This window comes from Azospirillum sp. SYSU D00513, from assembly GCF_017356015.1.
In the GTDB taxonomy this organism is placed as follows: Bacteria; Pseudomonadota; Alphaproteobacteria; order Azospirillales; family Azospirillaceae; genus Azospirillum.
The window spans coordinates 26216-45444 of the sequence record NZ_JAFIQV010000050.1; the positions used below are offsets into that span (position 1 = coordinate 26216).

Here is a 19229-nt window from a genome sequence, read left to right on the forward strand (position 1 = left end):
GACGGGGAGCGGGGCATCGTGCCGGTACTAACGTCTCATTCCCGCCCGCCGCCGAACCGCGCTAACATCCCCTTGCTTCACAGTTGTTCCGGTTAAGCCTCCCAACCGCTCCGGTCTCACCAACGGAGCGGTTCTTTTTTGCGCGCGTGCCCCGCCGTCAGCGTGCTGGCCGCGCGGCATCCTCCGCCCCCGGAATCGCTTGCGGGCGGATGCGTTCGCACAAGGTCTTCAGGTAAGTGGACTTGCCCACATGCCCTGCCTGTGGCGCGCGGGCGAAGATCTCCTGCCAGCCGGAGGTGCAGCCCAGCTCGTTCGCCACCTCCACCACCCGCACCTCGACAGCGGTTTCCCGTGTGCAGGCGGATGCCTCCACCCCGGACAGGCAGACGAGAACGATCGCGGCAAAGCTGGTCATGGCACCCTCCTGGCTTGTTCCCGACTTTACGAGCACGGCGTCTGTTCCGGATCACAGGCGCCCGTCCGCGGCTTTGTCTTTCCCCGCCTTCAAGCCGCATAGGCCGAAGCGGTTAGGGGATTCGGACCTTCGCATTGTTTAATCAGCTGATTGTTTCTGCAACCATCCATGGGTCCGCGACAGTTCAAGAATAGCCTTCCGGGAGGAATGCATGTCCGTCATGTCGCTCATGACCAAGGATGCGGGGAACTGGCCGTCCGAGGATGCGTCGCGTCTGCTCGCCCTGTGGGAGAGGCGCCGCGCCGGCCGGCCCCTGCCGAGCTTCGAGGAGGTCGGCTTCAAGGCGCTGGACCCCTGGCTCGACCGCGTCGCGCTGGTCCGGACCGATTTCCGGGCGCAGGAATTCAGCTTCCATTTCGTGGGCGAAGTGGCGCAACGGTGTTTCGGCGGCAACGTCGCCGGCGCCTCGGCGATCAGCGTGCTCGGCCGGCAGGAATACGTGTCGCTGGTGCGCTATCTGGATGAGGTCCAATCGCGGCGCCGCCCCATCCACTCCGTCGTGCCCCATGGCTCTGTTTCCGGCTCGGGCTTCCCCGGCGCGGGTCCGTCCATTCCCGGCTTTTTCCGCTCCGGCAAGCAGGAGCCGGGTCTGGCCGGTCCGCGCGGCACGCTGGAGCGGCTGTTCCTGCCCTGCGCGGAGGGAACGTCGGTGTCGGCGGTCATCCTGTTCCTTCAGCCCGGCGACGCGGACCGGCCGAGCCGCTACGCCGTGCTCTGAAGCGGGACGGCCGGCACCCGGCTCCGCAAGCCGGGCCGCCGGCGGTGCCCTGGCATTCGCGCCCAACCGTTGCCAGATTCAGCCGGTAACGCTATGCCGGTGGGCGAAGGTCGCCCCGTCGGTCGCGGTTCCCGGAGGTCAAACGGTGCGCAAGCCCAACAGGCTGGTCTCGGTCGTCGCCATCCTCGCCGTCCTGGCGGTGTCGTGGACGGCCCCCGCCGCAGCACAGCGCCAGCGTGCGATGCAGTTCCTCAGCGACGCGGAAACCGAACATGTCATCCGCGACCTCGCCCGGCCGGTGTTCGAGGCGGCGGGCATCGCGCCGGAGGCCGTGAACATCGTGCTGGTCAACGACCCGCAGGTGAACGCCTTCGTCGCCGGCGGGCAGAACATCTTCCTGCACACCGGCCTTCTGCTCGCCACCGAGGACGCGGGCCAGCTGATCGGCGTCATCGCCCACGAGACCGGCCACATCGCCGGCGGCCATCTGGTGCGCGGCGCCGAGGCCATGGACAGCGCCTTTCTCTCCTCCCTGATCGGCATGGGCATCGGCATCATCGGCGGCATCGCCGCCGGAAACGGCGGTGCCGCCGGGGCCGGCATCATGCTGGGCCAGCAGATGGCCGAGCGCAACTTCATGGCCTTCTCGCGCGGCCAGGAATCCTCGGCCGACCAGGCGGGCCTGTCCTATCTGGACCAGGCGGGCATCTCCGCCCGCCCGATGCTGGCCTTCCTGGAAAAGCTGGGCGCGGACGAGCCGCTGGTGACGGAGCGGGACGTCGCCTATGGCCGCACCCACCCCATGACGCGCGAGCGCATGAACACGGTGCGTGCCTTCATCGCCAATTCCCGGGCCGCCGACCGGCCGATCCCGGCCGCCTGGAACGAGAGTCTTCACCGCCTCCAGGCGAAGCTGCGCGGCTATCTCGACCCGCTGGGCACGTTGCGCCGCTACCGCGCCGACGATCCGTCGGCGGAGGCGCGCTACGGCCGGGCCTACGCCTTCTTCCGGCGCGGCGAGGTTCGGCAGGCCCAGCCGCTCGTCGACGGGCTGATCGCGCAGGAGCCGAGGAACGCCTTCCTGCACGAGATGAAGGGCGACCTGATGCTCCAGACCGGCCGCGCCACCCAGGCCGTGGCCCCCTACCGCAAGGCGATCGAGCTTCAGCCGGATGCCGGTGCCATCCGCGTGTCGCTCGCCCATGCCCTGCTGGAGCAGAACGACCGGAGCCTGGCCAACGAGGCGTTGCGCAACCTCCAGGTCGCCTCCAAGTCGCAGGGCTCCGCCTTCCTGTGGCGGCTGATGGCGCGGGCCTGGAGCCTGAAGGGCAACGACGGCATGGTCGCCTATGCCACCGCCGAGGAGGCGCTCGCGCGCGGCGACAAGCCGATGGCGCGCGCCCAGGCCGAGCGGGCGGAAAAGCTGCTGCCCGCCGGTTCCCCCGGCTGGATCCGCGCCCAGGACATCCGCGGCCTGACCGGCGGCCCCGGCAAGTGATTCCCGCCGCACCCGACCTGCTGCCGAGGGTTGCGCTTGCCCGCGCCGCCGCCGCGGTCCAGAGTAGCCTTCCCCTGATCCGGAGAGTTGTCCCCATGTCCCGCTTCCGCCCCGCCACCCTTCTCCTGTCCGCGGCCCTGGCGGCGGCCGCTCCGGCCGTGGGGGCGCAGCCGGCGATGGACGACGCCCAGCGCCAGGCCATCGAGGGGGTCGTGCGCGACTACCTGATGAAGAACCCGCAGATCATCCTGGAGGCGGTCGGCGCGCTTCAGGCGCGCGAGAAGGCCGCCGAGGCCGAACGCGCGAAGGAGTCGCTCGCCGCCAACCGGGACGCGCTGATCAACGATCCGGCCGCTCCGGTCGCGGGCAACCCCAGGGGCGACGTCACCGTGGTGGAGTTCTTCGACTACCAGTGCGGCTACTGCAAGGCGGTGCAGGCCGACGTCGAGCAGCTGATCAAGGGCGATGGCAAGCTGCGCTTCGTCTTCAAGGAATTCCCGATCCTCGGGCCGGCCTCGGTCGTTGCCTCGAAGGCGGCGCTGGCCTCGCGCGCCCAGGGCAAGTACCTGGAGTTCCACAACGCACTGATGAGCCAGCGCGGCCAGCTCGACGAGGGCGTCATCATGCGGCTGGCCAAGTCGGTGGGGCTCGACACCGACCGGCTGAAGAAGGACATGGAGAGCGCCGAGGTCACGGGCGCCATCGCCAAGAACCAGCAGCTTGCCGAGGAGCTGGGCATCCGCGGCACGCCGGCCTTCGTCATCGGCGACGAGCTGGTGCCCGGCGCCATCAAGCTGGACGACATGAAGAGCCTTGTCGCCACGGCCCGCAAGGGCTGAGGGCGCACGCCATGACCGCCCCGGACGCCGTGCCTTCCGCCCAGCCTTCCGCCCAGCCTTCCGCCAGGCCATCCATCGTCGTCTTCGACATCGGGCAGGTGCTGATTCAATGGGATCCGCGCCACCTCTACCGCGACCTGTTCGACGGCGACGAGGATCTGATGGAGGATTTTCTCGCCAACGTCTGCACCATGGACTGGAACCTGGAGCAGGACCGCGGGCGGAGCTGGGAGGAGGCGGTCGCCTTGCTGGCCGCCGAGCACCCCTATTGCTCCGAGCTGATCCGCGCCTATCACGAGCGCTGGGAGGAGATGGTGCCCGGCCCGGTGGAGGGCACGCCCGAGATCCTTATGGAGCTGAAGCGGCGGGGGCGCACCGTCTACGCCATCACCAACTTCTCGGTGGAGAAGCTGGAGCTGTCGCGCAAGCGCTTCGATTTCCTGACCCTCTTCGACGATGTGGTGGTGTCGGGGGAGGTGAAGCTGATCAAGCCGGATCCGGCCATCTTCCGCGTCCTGCTCGACCGGCACGGGCTGGACCCGTCCGACACCTATTTCATCGACGACAGCCCGGCCAACGTCGAGGCGGCGCGGTCGCTGGGCATGAACGCCCACCACTTCACCGGCGCCGGCCCGCTGCGCGCGGAGATGGAGGCCCTGGGCCTGCTGTGAGGCCGTCCTTGGGCCGGCCTCGGCGCGGCCATTCCGCGCAGCGGGACCCTTTTCCTTGTTCGGGGCTCCGCGCCGCTTTATATGGCTGGCTTGTTTCCCATGGCGCCTTTCCCGGCGCCTGTCCGAAAGCCGAGGTCAGCCGTGCGTCGCAGCTCCTCCACAGCAGAATCGAGCCCGGAAGCCGTGGCACCCGGCCATGGGGCCGGCGACGCGGCTGCGGGCGGGCGCCGCCGCGACCTGCGTCCGCTTGCGCAGCTCTGGCCCTTCCTGAAGCCCTACCGGCTGCAGATCGGCGGGGCGATGCTGGCGCTGACCGTCGCCGCGGCCACCGTGCTGGGCATGGGGCAGGGCATGCGGGTGCTGGTGGACCACGGCTTCGCGGCGGGCGACGCGGCGCTGCTTGACCGCGCGCTGCTCGTGCTGCTCGCCGTGATCGTGCTGATGGCGGCCTCCACCTTCGGGCGCTTCTATCTGGTGAGCTGGATCGGCGAGCGGGTCGTGGCCGACATCCGCCGCGCCGTCTACGACCATGTGCTGACCCTCTCGCCGGGCTTCTTCGAGACGACCAAGACCGGCGAGATCCTGTCGCGCCTGACCACCGACACGACCGTGCTCCAGGTGGTGGTCGGCTCCTCCGTCTCGGTGGCCCTGCGCAATTTCCTGCTGTTCCTGGGCGGCTCGGCGATGCTGCTCTACACCTCGCCGAAGATGACGGGGCTGGTGTTCCTGGTGGTGCCGCTGGTCGTCGCGCCGATCGTGCTGTTCGGCCGGCGGGTGCGCGCGCTGTCGCGCGAGAGCCAGGACAAGGTGGCCGAGGTCGGCTCCTTCGTGGAGGAGACGCTGGGCGGCATCCGCACCATGCAGGCCTTCACCCACGAGGCCATCGACCGCGCCCGCTTCGGCGGACGGGTCGAGGAGGCCTTCGACGTCGCGGTCCGGCGCGTGCGGGTGCGCGCGATCCTCACGGTGATCGTCATCGTGCTGGTGTTCGGCGCGGTCGGCACGATCCTGTGGATCGGCGGCCACGACGTGCTGGCCGGGCGGCTGTCGGCGGGCGAGCTGTCGGCCTTCGTCATCTATTCGGTCGTCGTCGCCGGCTCGGTCGGCGCCATCAGCGAGGTGATCGGCGATCTCCAGCGCGCCGCCGGAGCCACGGAACGGCTGTTCGAGCTGCTGTCCCGCCAGCCCGACATCCGCACGCCGGCGCGGCCGGTGGCCCTGCCGGAGCCGGCGCGGGGCGAGCTCTCCTTCGCGGGCGTGCGCTTCCTCTACCCGGCGCGGCCCGACGACGCGGCGCTGGAGGAGTTCACGCTCGACGTGGCGCCCGGCGAGACGGTGGCGCTCGTCGGCCCCTCGGGCGCCGGCAAGACCACGGTGTTCCAGCTCCTGCTGCGCTTCTACGACCCGCAGTCCGGGGCCATCCGGCTCGACGGGGTGGACATCCGCGAGGCCGATCCCGTCGCGGTTCGCAGCCGCGTCGGCCTCGTGTCCCAGGACCCGGTGATCTTTTCCGCCGACGCGATGGAGAACATCCGCTACGGCCGGCCCGGCGCCAGCGACGAGGAGGTGCGCGAGGCCGCCCGCGCGGCCTATGCGCTCGACTTCATCGAGGCGCTGCCGGAAGGCTTCGGCACCTTCCTCGGCGAGAAGGGCGTGCGGCTGTCCGGCGGCCAGCGCCAGCGCATCGCCATCGCGCGGGCCATCCTGCGCAACCCGCCGGTGCTGCTTCTGGACGAGGCGACCAGCGCGCTGGACGCCGAGAGCGAGCAGATGGTTCAGAACGCGCTGGAGCGGCTCATGAAGCAGCGAACCACCCTGATCATCGCCCACCGGCTGTCGACGGTGATGAACGCCGACCGCATCGTGGTGATGGACAAGGGGCGGATCGTAGCCACCGGCCGCCACGCCGACCTCGTCCGCCAGGGAGGCCTCTACGCCCGCCTCGCGGCGCTCCAGTTCGACCGCGCGGCGGAGTAGGGAAACCCTACAGGATCTCCAGAACGTTCTAGGGTGGCCGGCCGATGCGGGCGCGGTCGCCGCGCACGACGATGGGCCGTTCCAGCGCCGCCGGGTTGGCGGCCAGGGCCTCCAGCAGGGCCTCGCCCTCCAGCCCCGCGATCCCGGCCTCGGCCGCCTCCTTGCCGCGCAGGACGTCGCGCGGACCCACACCGAGCTTTTCCACGACCGCCGCCAACTCGCCGGCCGTTGGCGGGGTCTTCAGATACTCCACGATCGCCGGCTCGATGCCCCGCGCGCGCAGCAGCTCCAGCGTCTGGCGCGACTTGGCGCAGCGTGGGTTATGATAGATGGTGACGTCGGAAACGGGCTGTTCGGGCATGGGGGACGCCTTCGATTGAGTCAGCGTTGCGGCGGAAGCGGGCCGTCCGCCTTCAGGTAGGGACGCAGAAGCGCGTAGCTCACCGGCACCTCCAGCGAACCGACGGCATAGGCCGCGAGCTGGTAGGGAACGAAGAGGATGACGGCGCGGTCGGCTTCCAGCCGCCACATGCCCAGATCCTCGACGGATGTCGCGACACCGTCGGCGGCCGGCGTCGGTCCGTCGAGGAACTCGAAATCCGTCTCCCTCGCCTGGCGGCGAAGGTCGGCGATGCAGTGGTCGAGAACCGCCTTCTGCCAGCCGGACCCCGCCTTGAAGACGTCGTCCGCCGTCAGGACCTTGCCGCGGGCGAGATCGACGTGAAGCGTGGACGTGTGCGGCGTGCCGTGAGCGGCGCCCGCGGGGAAATCGTAAAAGTCGAATTGTGCCGACAGAAGCCTCGACGACGCAAACGTCACCTGATGATCGATGCTCAGCGACGAGAGCTGCTCCGTCCGGAATTCGGGGTCTTCCTCCGCCTCGGCTTCGGCGGACGATGTGCGGAAACCTTCGATGGAGGGTTTCACCATCTTTTCCACGGCTTCGTTGAAGGCGGCTGCACCTCGAACACCGGCGTCCAGCACCGGATAGGTCACGTCGATCTCGTAGCCGTCCTTTTCCTGCCGGTCCTTGATCGAACGGTTCTCGACCAGCGCGCTGACCGGCAACCCTTCCTGCAGCCGGTCGAGCACGGCCTTGCGGGCCAGGGTCCGCTCCTTGAGACAGGTTGTCATCGCGGAGCGGGCGGACGCGTTGGGTCTCGGCGTTTCCGCAAGGCCGCATTGGCGGTTCCGCTGTGCCACCCAACCACGCTGCTCACGCCGCAAACGGTCGCGCACGGCCGTGCCGAGCTGTGCCTCGTCCACGCCTTTCAGCACGCGCCGGTAGGAATCGGCCAGCCGTTCGTCGGCATCGGACAGGTCGAAGTCCGCGCAGATGAGCTTTTCGTCCAGATTCTGCGCCTTGGCGCAATCGAAGCTGGCCGCTCCGGCCTCGCGCCCCGTGAGGAGGGCCGCCAATGCGGCGCCGATCAACAGTCCCTTCAAGGCGGCCGGCCTCGGTTTCACCATGACATTCCTCTCCACGCCGTGCCCGTCCCGTTCGGATGGGCTTTGGTAACAGATACACGTTTTACGCGCGGTGGGCCATGCGCCTCCGCGGGCGGAGGGCTGCGCGGCCTGCGTCACTCGGCCACGTGACAAGTAAGGCCGTAGGGATTAGTTTGCGCGCTCGATTTATGACCAAAGCCCGATCCGGCCGCCCGAACGAGGAGCAGAGGCCGGGGCGGGCTTCCGGCCGGACAGCATGACCACCGCCAGCGAACGGGTGCCGCCTTGACCAAGCTCTCGCTTTCCAAGGAAAAGATTTCGATCCTTCTGCTTGAAGGCATCCACAACAACGCGGTCGAGGCGCTGGCCGCCGACGGCTACGCCACGGTGGAGCGGCTGCCCCACGCGCTGGACGAGGCGGAGCTTCTGGAGCGCATCGGCTCGGTCCACATGCTGGGTATCCGGTCGCGCACCCACCTGACGGCGAAGGTGCTGGAATCCGCCACGCGCCTGTTCAGCGTCGGCTGCTTCTGCATCGGCACCAACCAGGTGGACCTGAAGGCGGCGCGCCGCCTGGGCATCCCGGTCTTCAACGCGCCCTATTCGAACACCCGTTCGGTGGCGGAGCTGGTGATCGGCGAGATCATCATGCTGATGCGTGGCATCTTCGACAAATCGAACCTCGTGCATGGCGGCGGCTGGATGAAGTCGGCCAAGGACTCCTACGAGATCCGCGGCAAGACGCTGGGCATCGTCGGCTACGGCCACATCGGCACGCAGGTGTCGATCCTGGCCGAATCCATGGGCATGAAGGTCCGCTACTACGACACGCAGAAGAAGCTGGCGCTCGGCAACGCGATGCCCTGCGGCTCGCTGGAGGAACTGCTGTCGATCTCCGACGTGGTCACCCTGCACGTTCCGGACACGCCGCAGACCCGCAACCTGATCGGCCCGTCGCAGATCCGCGCCATGAAGAAGGGCTCCTTCCTCATCAACGCGGCGCGCGGCCAGGTGGTGGATATCCCGGCCCTGGCATCGGCCCTGCGGGACAAGCACCTCATCGGTGCCGCGATCGACGTCTTCCCGGTCGAGCCGGGCTCCGACGCCGAGGAGTTCATGAGCGAACTGCGCGGCCTGCCCAACACGATCCTCACCCCGCACATCGGCGGCTCGACGATGGAGGCCCAGGCCAACATCGGCACCGAGGTGGCGCAGAAGCTGATCGAGTATTCGGACAGCGGCTCCACCATGGGGGCGGTGAACTTCCCGCAGGTGGCCCTGCCGGTGAACGGCGGCTGCAAGCGCTTCCTGCACGTGCACCAGAACGTGCCGGGCGTGCTGCGCAAGCTGAACGAGGTCTTCTCGGCGCGCGACCTGAACATCGCCGGCCAGTATCTCCAGACCGATCCGGAGCTGGGCTACGTCGTCGTGGACGTGGACGGCGAGGTGGACGAGACGGAGCTGATCGCCGAGCTGCGCGGCATTCAGGGCACGCTGAAGACCCGCCTCCTGTACCCGGACACGGTCGGCAACTGCGGCTGAACCGCCGGACCGCCTGCGCCCGGGGGCCACTTGCGCCGGGTTGCGGGCGCCCCGATATCATCGCCATGAACGACCCTTCCGTGCCGTTTCCCCGATGGCTCCCGTCGCGTCCCGCGGCGGGAGCTTTCGTGTATGCGCTCTTCTTTTGCACGCTCGGGCCCGTCCTGGCGCCGGACCCGGCGGCGGCCCAGTCGGGCGGCCGCGCCTCCTGCCCGAGCTTCGGACGGCCCAAGGTGACCATCGACTATCAGATGGCGCCGATCCGGCGCGACGACGGAAAGTCCCTGGCCCAGCTCGCGCGGATGCCCGGACGCAAGCCGGGGCCGGCCGGATCCGCCCACGGCCATGTCCTGGGCCTGACACAGGCCCGCTACGGCGAAAGCTCGAAGATCGGCGCCCTGTTCCAGCCGATGCCCGGCGGGACCGTGTGCGGCGCCCTCCAGTCCCTGGACGTGACCTTCGGCTTCCAGGAGCGGACCGTTCTGGTGGCGCGCGAGCTGCCCAAGGGATCCTGCATCCATGGCGAGGTGCTGGAGCACGAGATGAAGCACATCGCCACGGACGAAAAGCTGCTGAAGGAGTTCGGCCCGACGCTCGAACGCCGGCTTGAGGCCGCCGCGGCCCGAATCGGGACCGTGCGCGCCCGTTCTCAGGAGCAGGTGCTGGCGGCGGTCCGCAAGCCTCTCGAGGCCGAGATGCGCCGCCTGTTCCAGGAGTTCGGCCAGAAGCGCGACCGCGCCCAGGCCAAGGTGGACACGGTCGCCGAATACGACCGCGTCAGCCAGTCCTGCGGCGGCGAGGTTTCCAAGTACCTGCCCGAGAAGAGCCGGCGCGGCTGACCGCCCCTTCCTGTTCCCCGTGCCGTTCGCGCGGAAGGGCTGTTGGAAGGGCGAACTCGGAGGGGAAGCGACAGGAGGTGAAGCCATGTCCAGCGCGGTGAAGGACAATCCGGCCAAGAGCCGCTACGAGCTGGAGGTCGACGGCAAGATCGTCTTCGCCGACTACCGGCGCGACGCCTCGACCCTCTACATCCCCCATGTGGAGGCGCCGCCCTCCCTGCGCGGCACCGGGGCCGCCGGACGGCTGATGGAGGGGGTGATGGAGACGGCGCGGGCGGAGGGGCTGAAGGTCGTGCCGATCTGCGGCTACGCCGCCATGTGGATCCGTCGCCACGAACAGTACCACGACCTTCTGGCCTGAGCCTTGCCGCCTTACCGCTTCTTCCGTCTTTTCGCCGGGCCGCCATGGTGGCCGTCGGTGAATTCCGGCGGCTTGCGCGCCACCCAGCGGATGAAGGACGCGAGTTCCGGCTGGGCGCGCAGGCTCTCGATCGTGTGATAATGGTCCCGCAGCTCCTGTTCGGTCAGGACCGAGTGGATCTTCGAATGGCAGATCCGGTGCAGCGTGACCGTGTCCCGGCCGCCGTAGGTGCGCGGCACCAGATGATGCTCGTTCACGCTGGCGCCCGCGACCAGCGGGCGGCCGCAGAGCGGGCAGGGTGGCAAGGGCGGGGGCGGAAGCGGCATGGCGCGGATGTCCTCGTTCCCGTCGGCCGGAACCTCGGCACCGCCGGGCGTGTTGGCAGGGCAAGGATCAAACGGCACGACGCAAAGGTGGTCAGCATGGAAGACCGCAATCAACCGATTTCCGGCGTTCCCAACCCGTCGGTGGCCAGCGGGTCGCCGCTCGACATCCGCGACCGCACGCTGAAGCCGCACGAGGGGCTGACCGACGACCGGTCGCCCAAGGCCCCGAACGGAGGCTTCGCCGCCGAGAGCGCCCAGCGCAACGCCTTCCATCACACGGTGACGCCGTCGGTCACGGAGAAGGGCTGGTCGGCGGGCGGCATGGCCATTCCCGCCGTGATCATCGTGGTGGCCATCGGGGCGCTGGCGGCGCTGGCCTTCTGAGGCGCCGAATCAGGAGCCCTTCGAGGCACGGAAGAAAGAAAAAGGGGAAGCCGTGAGGCTTCCCCTTTTCTCGGCCGAATGAAAGCTCCGCCGCTTACGGCAGCGGCTTGCCGGCCATCAGGTCGACGAAGCGGTCGAACAGATAGTGGCTGTCCTGCGGGCCGGGCGAGGCTTCGGGGTGGTACTGCACGGAGAAGACCGGCTTGCCCTTAAGGCGGATGCCCTCGTTGGTGCCGTCGAACAGGCTCTGGTGGGTCACCTCGGCGTCGGCGGGCAGGGTCTCCTCCATCACCACGAAGCCGTGGTTCTGGCTGGTGATCTCCACGCGGCCGGTGGCGAGGTCCTTCACCGGGTGGTTGGCGCCGCGGTGGCCGAGCGGCATCTTCTTCGTCTTGGCGCCGAGCGCCAGCGACAGCATCTGGTGGCCGAGGCAGATGCCGAACATCGGCAGGCCGGTGTCGATCAGCCCCTTGATGGTCGGGACGGCGTATTCGCCGGTGGCGGCGGGGTCGCCGGGGCCGTTCGACAGGAAGATGCCGTCGGGCTTGTGGCGCATCACGTCCTCGACCGTGGCGTCGCCCGGCACGACCGTGACCTTGCAGCCCGCGGCGGCGAGGCAGCGCAGGATGTTGCGCTTGGCGCCGAAATCCATCGCCACGACATGGAACTGCGGCTTGTCCTGGGTGGCGTAGCCCTGGCCCATGGTCCAGCCGGCCTCGTTCCAGCTGTAGGTCTGGCGGCACGACACCTCGCGGGCGAGGTCCATGCCCTCCAGCCCGGCCCAGCCCTTGGCCTTGGCGATCAGCGCGTCGATGTCGAACTTGCCGTCCGGCGCGTGGGCGATGACGCCGTTGGGCGCGCCCAGGTCGCGGATGCGGCGGGTCAGCCGGCGGGTGTCGATGCCCGTCAGCCCGACCATGCCGTAGCTCTTCAGCCAGTCGTCCAGATGGCGGGTGGCGCGCCAGTTGGAGGGGTCGGTGATGTCGGCCCGCAGGATCAGGCCGCGCGCCACCGGGGTCACCGTCTCGATGTCCTCGGTGTTGGCGCCGACGTTGCCCACATGCGGGAAGGTGAAGGTGATGATCTGGCCGGCGTAGCTCGGGTCCGTCAGGATTTCCTGATAGCCGGTCATGGAGGTGTTGAAGCACACCTCACCGACCGAGTCCCCCACGGCACCGATGCCTCGGCCCTTGAAGACCGTGCCGTCGTTCAGCACCAGCACGCCGGTGTACAGGCCGTCGCCCGCGGGGCGCGCTTCGGGGGAAGTCGTTTGAGCCATCCTCGAAAACCTTCACAAGAGCCGCCGCCGGCGTCGAACCAACCATCCCGCGGAACGGCGACGGCGCCAACGTTCCGCATGGGCACACGAAAGCCGCCCGGCATCGTGCCCCGTCCGGCGCCCCCATTCACGAGGGGTGTTGCGGGCGGAGCGTCGGGTCGATGACGGACGGGTGAACCGGTCCACCGTATATGACGATTGGTGACGTGATTTCCAGCGGCCTGTTTGCATAGTCGGGCTGTTGAATGCGATGGGCTGATGCTGGGGCGCGGTTCGCGCCGCCGCCGGAAGAGCGTGACATTTGCCGCGAATTCGGACTATGCCCCTTTCACCGCCGGGAGATCCGGCAAAGCGCTGGGGAAACCCGGCAATGCTGATGAGGAACCAAGCCATGCTGCGCACGCGGCTCAACGAGGCCCTGAAAGAGGCGATGCGGTCGAAGAACCAGCGCGCCCTGTCCACCGTGCGGCTGATCTTGGCCGCCCTGAAGGACCGCGACATCGCGGCGCGCTCGCGCGGCGTCACCGACGGCGTCGACGAGACGGAGATCCTCTCGATGCTCCAGACCATGATCAAGCAGCGCAACGATTCCATCGCCCTGTACGAGCAGGGCGGCCGGCTGGAGCTGGCCGAGCAGGAGCGCGAGGAGATCACCGTCATCGAGGGCTTCCTGCCCAAGCAGATGTCGGAGGAGGAGGTCGCCCAGGCGGTCCAGGCCGCCGTCGCCGAGACCGGCGCCTCGGGCATCAAGGACATGGGCCGCGTCATGGCCGAGCTGAAGGCCCGCCACGCCGGCCAGATGGACTTCGCCAAGGTCAGCGGCGTGGTCAAGCAGCAGCTGTCCGGCGGCTGAGGCGCCGTTTTCAACGCGCCGGGCCTGAAACCGGTGTAGGATGGCCGGTGCATGATCGCGCCGCTCGCCGCACCGGAGATCTCAGCGCATGGTCGCCGTCCGCAAGCCCGCCCCGCCGGAGATTCCGTCCCGTATGACGGTCGCCGAGTTCCTGGAATGGGCCGGCTCCGTCGAGGACGGGACGCGCTACCAGCTGATCGACGGCGCGCCGCGCGCCATGGCGCCCGCCAGCATGACGCACGGGATCGTGCAGAGCACGGCGGCGCGCCTGATCGGCAACCACCTCGCCGCCCTCCGGAACGGCTGCCGCGTCATCACCACGCCCGGTGTCCGGCCGCGCGTCCGGGCGGAGAACAACTTCCGCATCCCCGACCTCGGCGTTTCCTGCGCGCCGGACCAGCCAGGGTTGCGGGCCGTGCCGGATCCGGTTCTGCTGATCGAGATCCTTTCTCCGAGCAACGAGGCAGATACCCTGTTTGAATTTCAGGGGCAAAACGTCTGGGCCTACACGAGCCTGCCAACCGTCCGTGAGATCTTGGTGCTCCGCGTGACCGAGATCGCGGCCGAGCTTCTGCGCCGGGGCAACGACGGGCATTGGCCTGAGCAGCCCCTCCGGGTCGGCGCCACGGAAGAGCTGGTGTTGGAGAGTATCGGTTTCCGTGTCGCCCTTTCGGACCTGTACGAGGGCACTCACCTCGCCCGGAGCAGCGCCGGGCAATAGGGGGCAGCGCGGGCGGGGCCGTGGCGCGGGCGGCCGCGTTCTGCTATAGGACTCGGCCAATCCCGTCACCGGTGACGCCCATTCATGGCCTTCCCGCCCCAATTCCTGGACGAGCTGCGCGTCCGACTGGCCCTGTCGGACGTGGTGGGCAAGCGGATGCGCCTGATCCGCGCGGGCCGCGAGTACAAGTCTCCCTGCCCCTTCCACAACGAGAAGACCCCCTCCTTCTACGTCAACGACCAGAAGGGGTTCTTTCATTGCCTGGCGGCCGAAACGGGGGTGATCCTCAGGGATGGTGTTCGTCCCATTGGCACTCTCGCCGGCACCACCCAAACCATTCTGACACGCGGTGGCGTGTGGGTCCCGGCGGTGTTCAAGAGCTATGGCGTCCAGAAGCTCCACCGGATCACGCTTTCGCGGAATGGCCTGTCGAAGACCGTCCATGCGACCGGCGGACACCGCTGGTTCGTACGCGGGGTGAAAGGCGATGTGCTCACCACCGGGCTTCGGCCGGGACACCGGCTGGACGCGGTTTTGCCCGAAGCCCGGCAGGACTGGACCCTCGATCCGGCTGGTGTCGCCCACGGGATCGTGTTCGGAGACGGTTCGGTGGACAAAGGTCATTATGGCCATGTCCATCTGCACGGCGAGAAGGATCGGGTGTTGGCGGGTTGGTTCCCGGACCACACGCCGGTTTCGAGGCTTACCGAGTCGGGGAAACCTTACCTCCGCATTTATGGAGGCAAGGCCTTCGGGCACATGAAGGGGCTGCCGTCACTTGATGGTGCCAGTGATGCCTACCTTCTGGGCTTCTTGGCTGGATATCTCGCGGCTGACGGGCATGTGGCGAAGGACGGCACCGTCATGCTCCACAGTGCCAAGCGGGAGAACCTGGAATGGGTTCGCGCTGCGGCGTTGCGCGTCGGGATCGTCACTTACGGCATCACGACAGCCACCCGCCAGGGGTTGGCATCCGTAGACTGCGACATCTCGCGCGTTCACTTCGTCACTTCGACGATGAACGCCGCGCTTTTCCTGGGGGATACCGCAAGGCAGCGTTTCGAAGCTGCGGAGAAGTCTTTCGACCGGCTGCGCTGGGTGGTCCAGTCGGTGGAGGAAACCGACCGGGAAGAGGAGGTTTATTGCGCCGAGGTTCCCGGCGAGCATGCCTTCGCGATCGAAGACAACATCCTGACCGGCAATTGCTTCGGTTGTGGGGCGCACGGCGACATCATCAGTTTCGTGATGCGCCACGACAACCTCGCCTTCCCCGAAGCGGTGGAGGCGCTGGCCTCGGAGGCCGGGCTGACGGTGCCGCAGGCGACGCCGGAGGACCGGCAGCGCTACGAGCGGCGCAAGACGCTGGGCGACCTCGTCGAGGAGACCTGCCGCTGGTTCGAGCAGCAGCTCCACGGGCGCGCCGGGCGCGCCGGGATGGAGTATCTGCTGGGGCGCGGGCTGGACGCGGAATCGATCGCGCGCTTCCGGCTGGGTTACGCGCCGGCCGATGGCGCCGCCCTGCGCCAGCATCTGCTGAAGCAGGGCCATGCCGAGGAGGACATGGTGTCGGCCGGCGTCACGCGCTGGCCGGACGGGGGCGGGCCGTCGCGCAGCTTCTTCCGCAACCGCGTGATGTTCCCGGTGACCGACCGGCGCGGGCAGGTCGTCGCCTTCGGCGGCCGCATCCTGGAGGGCGACGGGCCGAAATACATCAACACCGCCGACACGCCGCTTTTCCAGAAGGGGACGCTGCTCTATGGCCTGTCGCGGGCGCGGCAGGCGGCGGCCGACGGCCAGCCGGTGCTGGTCGCCGAAGGCTACATGGACGTGATCGCCCTGGTCCGGGCCGGCTTCGAGGGGGCGGTGGCGCCGCTCGGCACCGCGCTGACGGAGACGCAGGTGCAGGCCCTGTGGAAGCTGCTGCCGGGGGCGGAGAAGGAACCTTTCCTGTGCTTCGACGGCGACAACGCCGGCCGGCGGGCGGCTTGGCGCGCGGTCGAGCGCATCCTGCCGCACCTGGCGCCCGGCCACACGGCGCGCGTCGCCTTCATGCCGGAGGGCGAGGATCCCGACAGCCTCATCCGCGTCCAGGGCCCCCGCGCCATGCAGGCGGTGCTGGACGCCGCCATTCCGCTGTCGGAGGCCGTCTGGCGCATGGAGACGGAGGGGCGCAACACCGACACGCCGGAAGCCAAGGCGGCGGTGAAGGCGGCGCTGGAGGCCCGCGTCGCCGAGATCGCCAACCGCGACGTCCAGTCCTTCTACCTGACGGAGATGCGCCGCCGCGTGTCGGAGGCCTTCGCGCCGCCGCCGCGCCAGCGCACCCCCTGGCAGCCGCAATGGCAGCCCGGCATGCGCCGGGGCGATCCGCCGCGCCGCCATGTCCCCGGCCTGCCGGGCATGCGCACGGCGCCACCCGCCGGCCACCGGCGGCGCAGCCCCGGCCATCTGTTCCAGGCGCGCGAGCGGCTGCTGCTAGCCGTGCTGGTCAACCACCCGGACCTGTTCGACGAGCTGGGCGAGCCGCTGGGGCTGGTGCCCTTCGCCGATCCGCATATGGACGACCTGCGGGGCGCCGTGCTGGAAGCGCTGGGCGGCGGTGCCATGGCCGCGCGCAGTGGCGGAAATGGCGCGGAAACGGGCCGCCAAGGCGCGGTGAATGCCCCCCGGGAAGACTCGGGACTTGACGCCGTCGCGCTTTGTCGCCACTTGTCATCCGCTGGCTTTGACACCATTGTCGGTTCCTTGCTAAGCGAGTCGACCTATGTCCATGGTAGCTTTGCCCGTCCGGACGCCTCCCGCGAGGAGGCCAGGGAAGGGTGGTGGCAAACATGGCAGCACCTGCATCACCGGCAGGTGATGGCTGAATTGAGAGAAGCGGAGGCGGCCTTGGCCCGTGATAACAGCGAAGCGAACTTCGCGCGGGTCTTGGCCCTGCGGCAGGAGGTCATCAAATCCGGAACCGGTATGACGGATGAGGATGACCTCGACGATGCCTGAGCGGGAGGTCCGGTCGACGGACATCCGGTTTGGGCGGAAGCCGGCGGGGCAGGGACGCGAACCGCACTTGGTTTCGGGGCGGTACCAACCGGCATAAACAGGACGAACGGCGCGTGGCCCGCGGCGGATCGTTCCATTCTTGTTTCTATGGGGTAATGCGGGGGCATCGATCGCATGGCCACGAAAGCTGCGAACAGCGCTGAAGTATCGGATAACCGCGAGGAATCCGGTGACGGTCCGCTCATGGACGGCATGGGGCTTGCCGTCAAGAAGATGATCGCCCGCGGCAAGGAGCGCGGCTACGTCACCTATGACGAGCTGAACGCCGCCCTGCCGCAGGATTCGTCTTCGTCCGAGCAGATCGAAGACACGATGGCCATGCTGTCGGAGATGGGCATCAACGTCGTCGAATCCGAGGAGCAGGACGACGCCGCCAACGCCGAGGCGAGTTCCGACGGCGAGGGACGGGCGTCCGGCAACCTGGACGACGACGACATCGGCCGTACCGACGATCCGGTCCGCATGTACCTGCGCGAGATGGGCTCGGTCGAGCTGCTGTCCCGCGAGGGCGAGATCGCCATCGCCAAGCGCATCGAGGCCGGCCGCGAGATGATGATCGGGGCGATCTGCGAATCGCCCCTGACCATCCGCGCCATCCTCGAGTGGCACGACGCCCTCATGGAAGGGAAGATGCTGCTGCGCGACATCATCGACCTGGACGCCACCTACGGCGGCGGCCCGGACGGTGAGGAGATCCCGGCGGAGCTGGCCGAGGGCGCCCCGGCGCCGGAAGCCGAGGCCCCGGCCGCGGAAGGCGACGAGCCGGCCCCGCCGCGCCCCGAGGGCGAGGGCGAGGAGGAAGGCGACGAGGACGGCGAGAACAGCCTGTCGCTCTCGGCCATGGAGGCCGCGCTGAAGCCGCAGGTCATCGAGACCTTCGAGACCATCAAGGCGACCTACGACAAGCTCCACAAGCTCCAGGAATCCCGCCTGACCGCGATCCAGCGCGGCGAGGACACCGACAAGGCGCTCGACAAGAAGTACGACAAGCTCAAGACCGAGATGGTCGAGCTGATGAACACCGTGCGGCTGAACAACCAGCGCATCGAGCAGCTCGTCGAGCAGCTCTACGCGCTGAACCGCCGGCTGACGGGGTTCGAGGGCAAGCTTCTGCGCATGGCGACGGATTGCCGCGTCAAGCGCGAGGACTTCCTGAACCATTATTTCGGCCATGAGCTGGACCCGAACTGGGTTGAGCGCGTCGGCGGGCTGAACCCGAAGACCTGGGGCAAGTTCGTCGAGAAGTACGGCGACGACGTGCGCAAGACCCGCGAGGGCGTGTCGGGCGTCGCGGACGAGGCCCGCCTGCCCATCGGCGAGTTCCGCCGCATCGTCTCCACCGTCCAGAAGGGCGAGAAGGAAGCGAGCCGCGCCAAGAAGGAAATGGTTGAGGCCAACCTGCGCCTCGTCATCTCCATCGCCAAGAAGTACACGAACCGCGGCCTGCAGTTCTTGGACCTGATCCAGGAGGGCAACATCGGCCTGATGAAGGCCGTGGACAAGTTCGAGTACCGGCGCGGCTACAAGTTCTCGACCTACGCGACCTGGTGGATCCGCCAGGCCATCACCCGCTCGATCGCCGACCAGGCGCGGACCATCCGCATCCCGGTCCATATGATCGAGACGATCAACAAGCTGGTCCGCACCAGCCGCCAGATGCTGCACGAGATCGGCCGCGAGCCGACCCCGGAAGAGCTGGCGGAGCGGCTGATGATGCCGCTGGAGAAGGTCCGCAAGGTCCTGAAGATCGCCAAGGAGCCGATCTCCCTCGAAACGCCGATCGGCGACGAGGAAGACAGCCATCTCGGCGATTTCATCGAGGACAAGAACGCGGTCCTGCCGCTCGACGCCGCCATCCAGGCGAACCTGCGCGAGACGACCACCCGCGTCCTGGCCTCGCTGACTCCGCGCGAGGAGCGCGTGCTGCGCATGCGCTTCGGCATCGGCATGAACACCGACCACACGCTCGAAGAGGTCGGCCAGCAGTTCAACGTGACCCGCGAGCGCATCCGCCAGATCGAGGCCAAGGCCCTGCGCAAGCTGAAGCACCCCTCGCGGTCGCGCAAGCTGCGCAGCTTCCTGGACACCTGATCCGGGGTGCTGTTTCGGGTGCGGCGACGTTACGGAACGGGAGCCTTCGGGCTCCCGTTTTCGTTGTGCGCCCAGCATGGGCGTTCTCTTGTGGGTGCAAGTCCCATCGTAAGCTGATCACGGCGAGCGAAGTGAAGCGCAACTGC

18 protein-coding genes are annotated in these 19229 nt (G+C 68.5%); 13 read left to right on the forward strand and 5 right to left on the reverse strand.

Annotated elements, in window-relative coordinates; all coding sequences use genetic code 11:
- Positions 1-157 precede the first annotated feature (157 nt).
- Positions 158-415: a hypothetical protein gene (locus JUB11_RS27255; RefSeq protein WP_207461946.1), complete on the reverse strand. Its 258-nt coding sequence runs from the start codon at positions 413-415 to the stop codon at positions 158-160.
- Positions 416-626: 211 nt separating this feature from the next.
- Between JUB11_RS27255 and JUB11_RS33000 the strand changes: the two genes are divergently transcribed.
- The 5 genes from JUB11_RS33000 (at position 627) to JUB11_RS27275 (ending at position 6178) form a co-directional block, all read left to right on the forward strand.
- Positions 627-1193 carry a hypothetical protein gene (locus tag JUB11_RS33000; RefSeq protein WP_247887360.1) on the forward strand — a complete coding sequence of 189 codons (567 nt, stop codon included), beginning with the start codon at positions 627-629 and terminating at the stop codon, positions 1191-1193.
- Between the two features lie 145 nt (positions 1194-1338).
- A complete protein-coding gene (locus tag JUB11_RS27260) occupies positions 1339-2691 on the forward strand; it encodes a M48 family metalloprotease (protein WP_348771519.1) in 1353 nt (450 codons plus the stop codon).
- Positions 2692-2786: 95 nt separating this feature from the next.
- A complete protein-coding gene (locus JUB11_RS27265; protein ID WP_207461948.1) occupies positions 2787-3530 on the forward strand; it encodes a DsbA family protein in 744 nt (247 codons plus the stop codon).
- A gap of 11 nt (positions 3531-3541) precedes the next feature.
- A complete protein-coding gene (locus JUB11_RS27270; RefSeq protein ID WP_207461949.1) occupies positions 3542-4201 on the forward strand; it encodes an HAD family phosphatase in 660 nt (219 codons plus the stop codon).
- A 183-nt stretch (positions 4202-4384) separates the two neighbouring features.
- Positions 4385-6178 carry an ABC transporter transmembrane domain-containing protein gene (locus tag JUB11_RS27275; protein WP_348771520.1) on the forward strand — a complete coding sequence of 598 codons (1794 nt, stop codon included), beginning with the start codon at positions 4385-4387 and terminating at the stop codon, positions 6176-6178.
- Positions 6179-6206: 28 nt separating this feature from the next.
- Here the strand turns inward: JUB11_RS27275 and arsC are convergent, their stop codons facing one another.
- Both arsC and JUB11_RS27285 read right to left on the reverse strand, forming a co-directional pair.
- Entirely contained in the window at positions 6207-6539 is a 333-nt protein-coding gene (gene arsC, locus JUB11_RS27280; protein ID WP_207461951.1) for an arsenate reductase (glutaredoxin), read from the reverse strand.
- 20 nt (positions 6540-6559) lie between these two features.
- On the reverse strand, positions 6560-7765 hold the full coding sequence (locus JUB11_RS27285; protein ID WP_207461952.1) for a lysozyme inhibitor LprI family protein: 1206 nt from the start codon (positions 7763-7765) through the stop codon (positions 6560-6562).
- Positions 7766-7912: 147 nt separating this feature from the next.
- Between JUB11_RS27285 and serA the strand changes: the two genes are divergently transcribed.
- From serA to JUB11_RS27300, 3 genes are all read left to right on the forward strand, one after another.
- Entirely contained in the window at positions 7913-9169 is a 1257-nt protein-coding gene (serA, locus tag JUB11_RS27290) for a phosphoglycerate dehydrogenase (RefSeq protein WP_207461953.1), read from the forward strand.
- A 128-nt stretch (positions 9170-9297) separates the two neighbouring features.
- Complete coding sequence (locus tag JUB11_RS27295; RefSeq protein ID WP_207461954.1) at positions 9298-10008, forward strand: hypothetical protein; 711 nt, start codon at positions 9298-9300, stop codon at positions 10006-10008.
- A gap of 85 nt (positions 10009-10093) precedes the next feature.
- Positions 10094-10369, forward strand: coding sequence for a GNAT family N-acetyltransferase (locus JUB11_RS27300; protein WP_207461955.1), 276 nt, complete (start codon positions 10094-10096; stop codon positions 10367-10369).
- Positions 10370-10380: 11 nt separating this feature from the next.
- On the opposite strand, the gene JUB11_RS27305 is transcribed toward JUB11_RS27300, so the two are convergent.
- Entirely contained in the window at positions 10381-10695 is a 315-nt protein-coding gene (locus JUB11_RS27305) for an HNH endonuclease (protein ID WP_207461956.1), read from the reverse strand.
- 96 nt (positions 10696-10791) lie between these two features.
- On the opposite strand from JUB11_RS27305, the gene JUB11_RS27310 reads away from it, so the two are divergent.
- Complete coding sequence (locus JUB11_RS27310) at positions 10792-11079, forward strand: hypothetical protein (protein ID WP_207461957.1); 288 nt, start codon at positions 10792-10794, stop codon at positions 11077-11079.
- Positions 11080-11173: 94 nt separating this feature from the next.
- Here the strand turns inward: JUB11_RS27310 and carA are convergent, their stop codons facing one another.
- On the reverse strand, positions 11174-12358 hold the full coding sequence (carA, locus tag JUB11_RS27315) for a glutamine-hydrolyzing carbamoyl-phosphate synthase small subunit (RefSeq protein WP_207461958.1): 1185 nt from the start codon (positions 12356-12358) through the stop codon (positions 11174-11176).
- A 391-nt stretch (positions 12359-12749) separates the two neighbouring features.
- Between carA and JUB11_RS27320 the strand changes: the two genes are divergently transcribed.
- From JUB11_RS27320 to rpoD, 4 genes are all read left to right on the forward strand, one after another.
- Positions 12750-13211 carry a GatB/YqeY domain-containing protein gene (locus JUB11_RS27320; RefSeq protein ID WP_207461964.1) on the forward strand — a complete coding sequence of 154 codons (462 nt, stop codon included), beginning with the start codon at positions 12750-12752 and terminating at the stop codon, positions 13209-13211.
- Between the two features lie 88 nt (positions 13212-13299).
- Positions 13300-13932, forward strand: a complete 633-nt coding sequence (locus JUB11_RS27325; protein ID WP_207461959.1) for a Uma2 family endonuclease — start codon at positions 13300-13302, stop codon at positions 13930-13932.
- Between the two features lie 84 nt (positions 13933-14016).
- Entirely contained in the window at positions 14017-16932 is a 2916-nt protein-coding gene (gene dnaG, locus JUB11_RS27330) for a DNA primase (RefSeq protein WP_207461960.1), read from the forward strand.
- A gap of 174 nt (positions 16933-17106) precedes the next feature.
- Entirely contained in the window at positions 17107-19083 is a 1977-nt protein-coding gene (rpoD, locus tag JUB11_RS27335; protein ID WP_207461961.1) for an RNA polymerase sigma factor RpoD, read from the forward strand.
- Positions 19084-19229 lie beyond the last annotated feature (146 nt).

What these genes read in the sequence shown, in the direction of transcription:
- JUB11_RS27255 (WP_207461946.1), bottom strand. Translation starts at nt 415, where the DNA reads ATGACCAGCTTTGCCGCGATCGTTCTCGTCTGCCTGTCCGGGGTGGAG.
- JUB11_RS33000 (WP_247887360.1), top strand. Translation starts at nt 627, where the DNA reads ATGTCCGTCATGTCGCTCATGACCAAGGATGCGGGGAACTGGCCGTCC.
- JUB11_RS27265 (WP_207461948.1), top strand. Translation starts at nt 2,787, where the DNA reads ATGTCCCGCTTCCGCCCCGCCACCCTTCTCCTGTCCGCGGCCCTGGCG.
- JUB11_RS27270 (WP_207461949.1), top strand. Translation starts at nt 3,542, where the DNA reads ATGACCGCCCCGGACGCCGTGCCTTCCGCCCAGCCTTCCGCCCAGCCT.
- arsC (WP_207461951.1), bottom strand. Translation starts at nt 6,539, where the DNA reads ATGCCCGAACAGCCCGTTTCCGACGTCACCATCTATCATAACCCACGC.
- JUB11_RS27300 (WP_207461955.1), top strand. Translation starts at nt 10,094, where the DNA reads ATGTCCAGCGCGGTGAAGGACAATCCGGCCAAGAGCCGCTACGAGCTG.
- JUB11_RS27305 (WP_207461956.1), bottom strand. Translation starts at nt 10,695, where the DNA reads ATGCCGCTTCCGCCCCCGCCCTTGCCACCCTGCCCGCTCTGCGGCCGC.
- JUB11_RS27310 (WP_207461957.1), top strand. Translation starts at nt 10,792, where the DNA reads ATGGAAGACCGCAATCAACCGATTTCCGGCGTTCCCAACCCGTCGGTG.
- carA (WP_207461958.1), bottom strand. Translation starts at nt 12,358, where the DNA reads ATGGCTCAAACGACTTCCCCCGAAGCGCGCCCCGCGGGCGACGGCCTG.
- JUB11_RS27320 (WP_207461964.1), top strand. Translation starts at nt 12,750, where the DNA reads ATGCTGCGCACGCGGCTCAACGAGGCCCTGAAAGAGGCGATGCGGTCG.
- JUB11_RS27325 (WP_207461959.1), top strand. Translation starts at nt 13,300, where the DNA reads ATGGTCGCCGTCCGCAAGCCCGCCCCGCCGGAGATTCCGTCCCGTATG.
- dnaG (WP_207461960.1), top strand. Translation starts at nt 14,017, where the DNA reads ATGGCCTTCCCGCCCCAATTCCTGGACGAGCTGCGCGTCCGACTGGCC.
- rpoD (WP_207461961.1), top strand. Translation starts at nt 17,107, where the DNA reads ATGGCCACGAAAGCTGCGAACAGCGCTGAAGTATCGGATAACCGCGAG.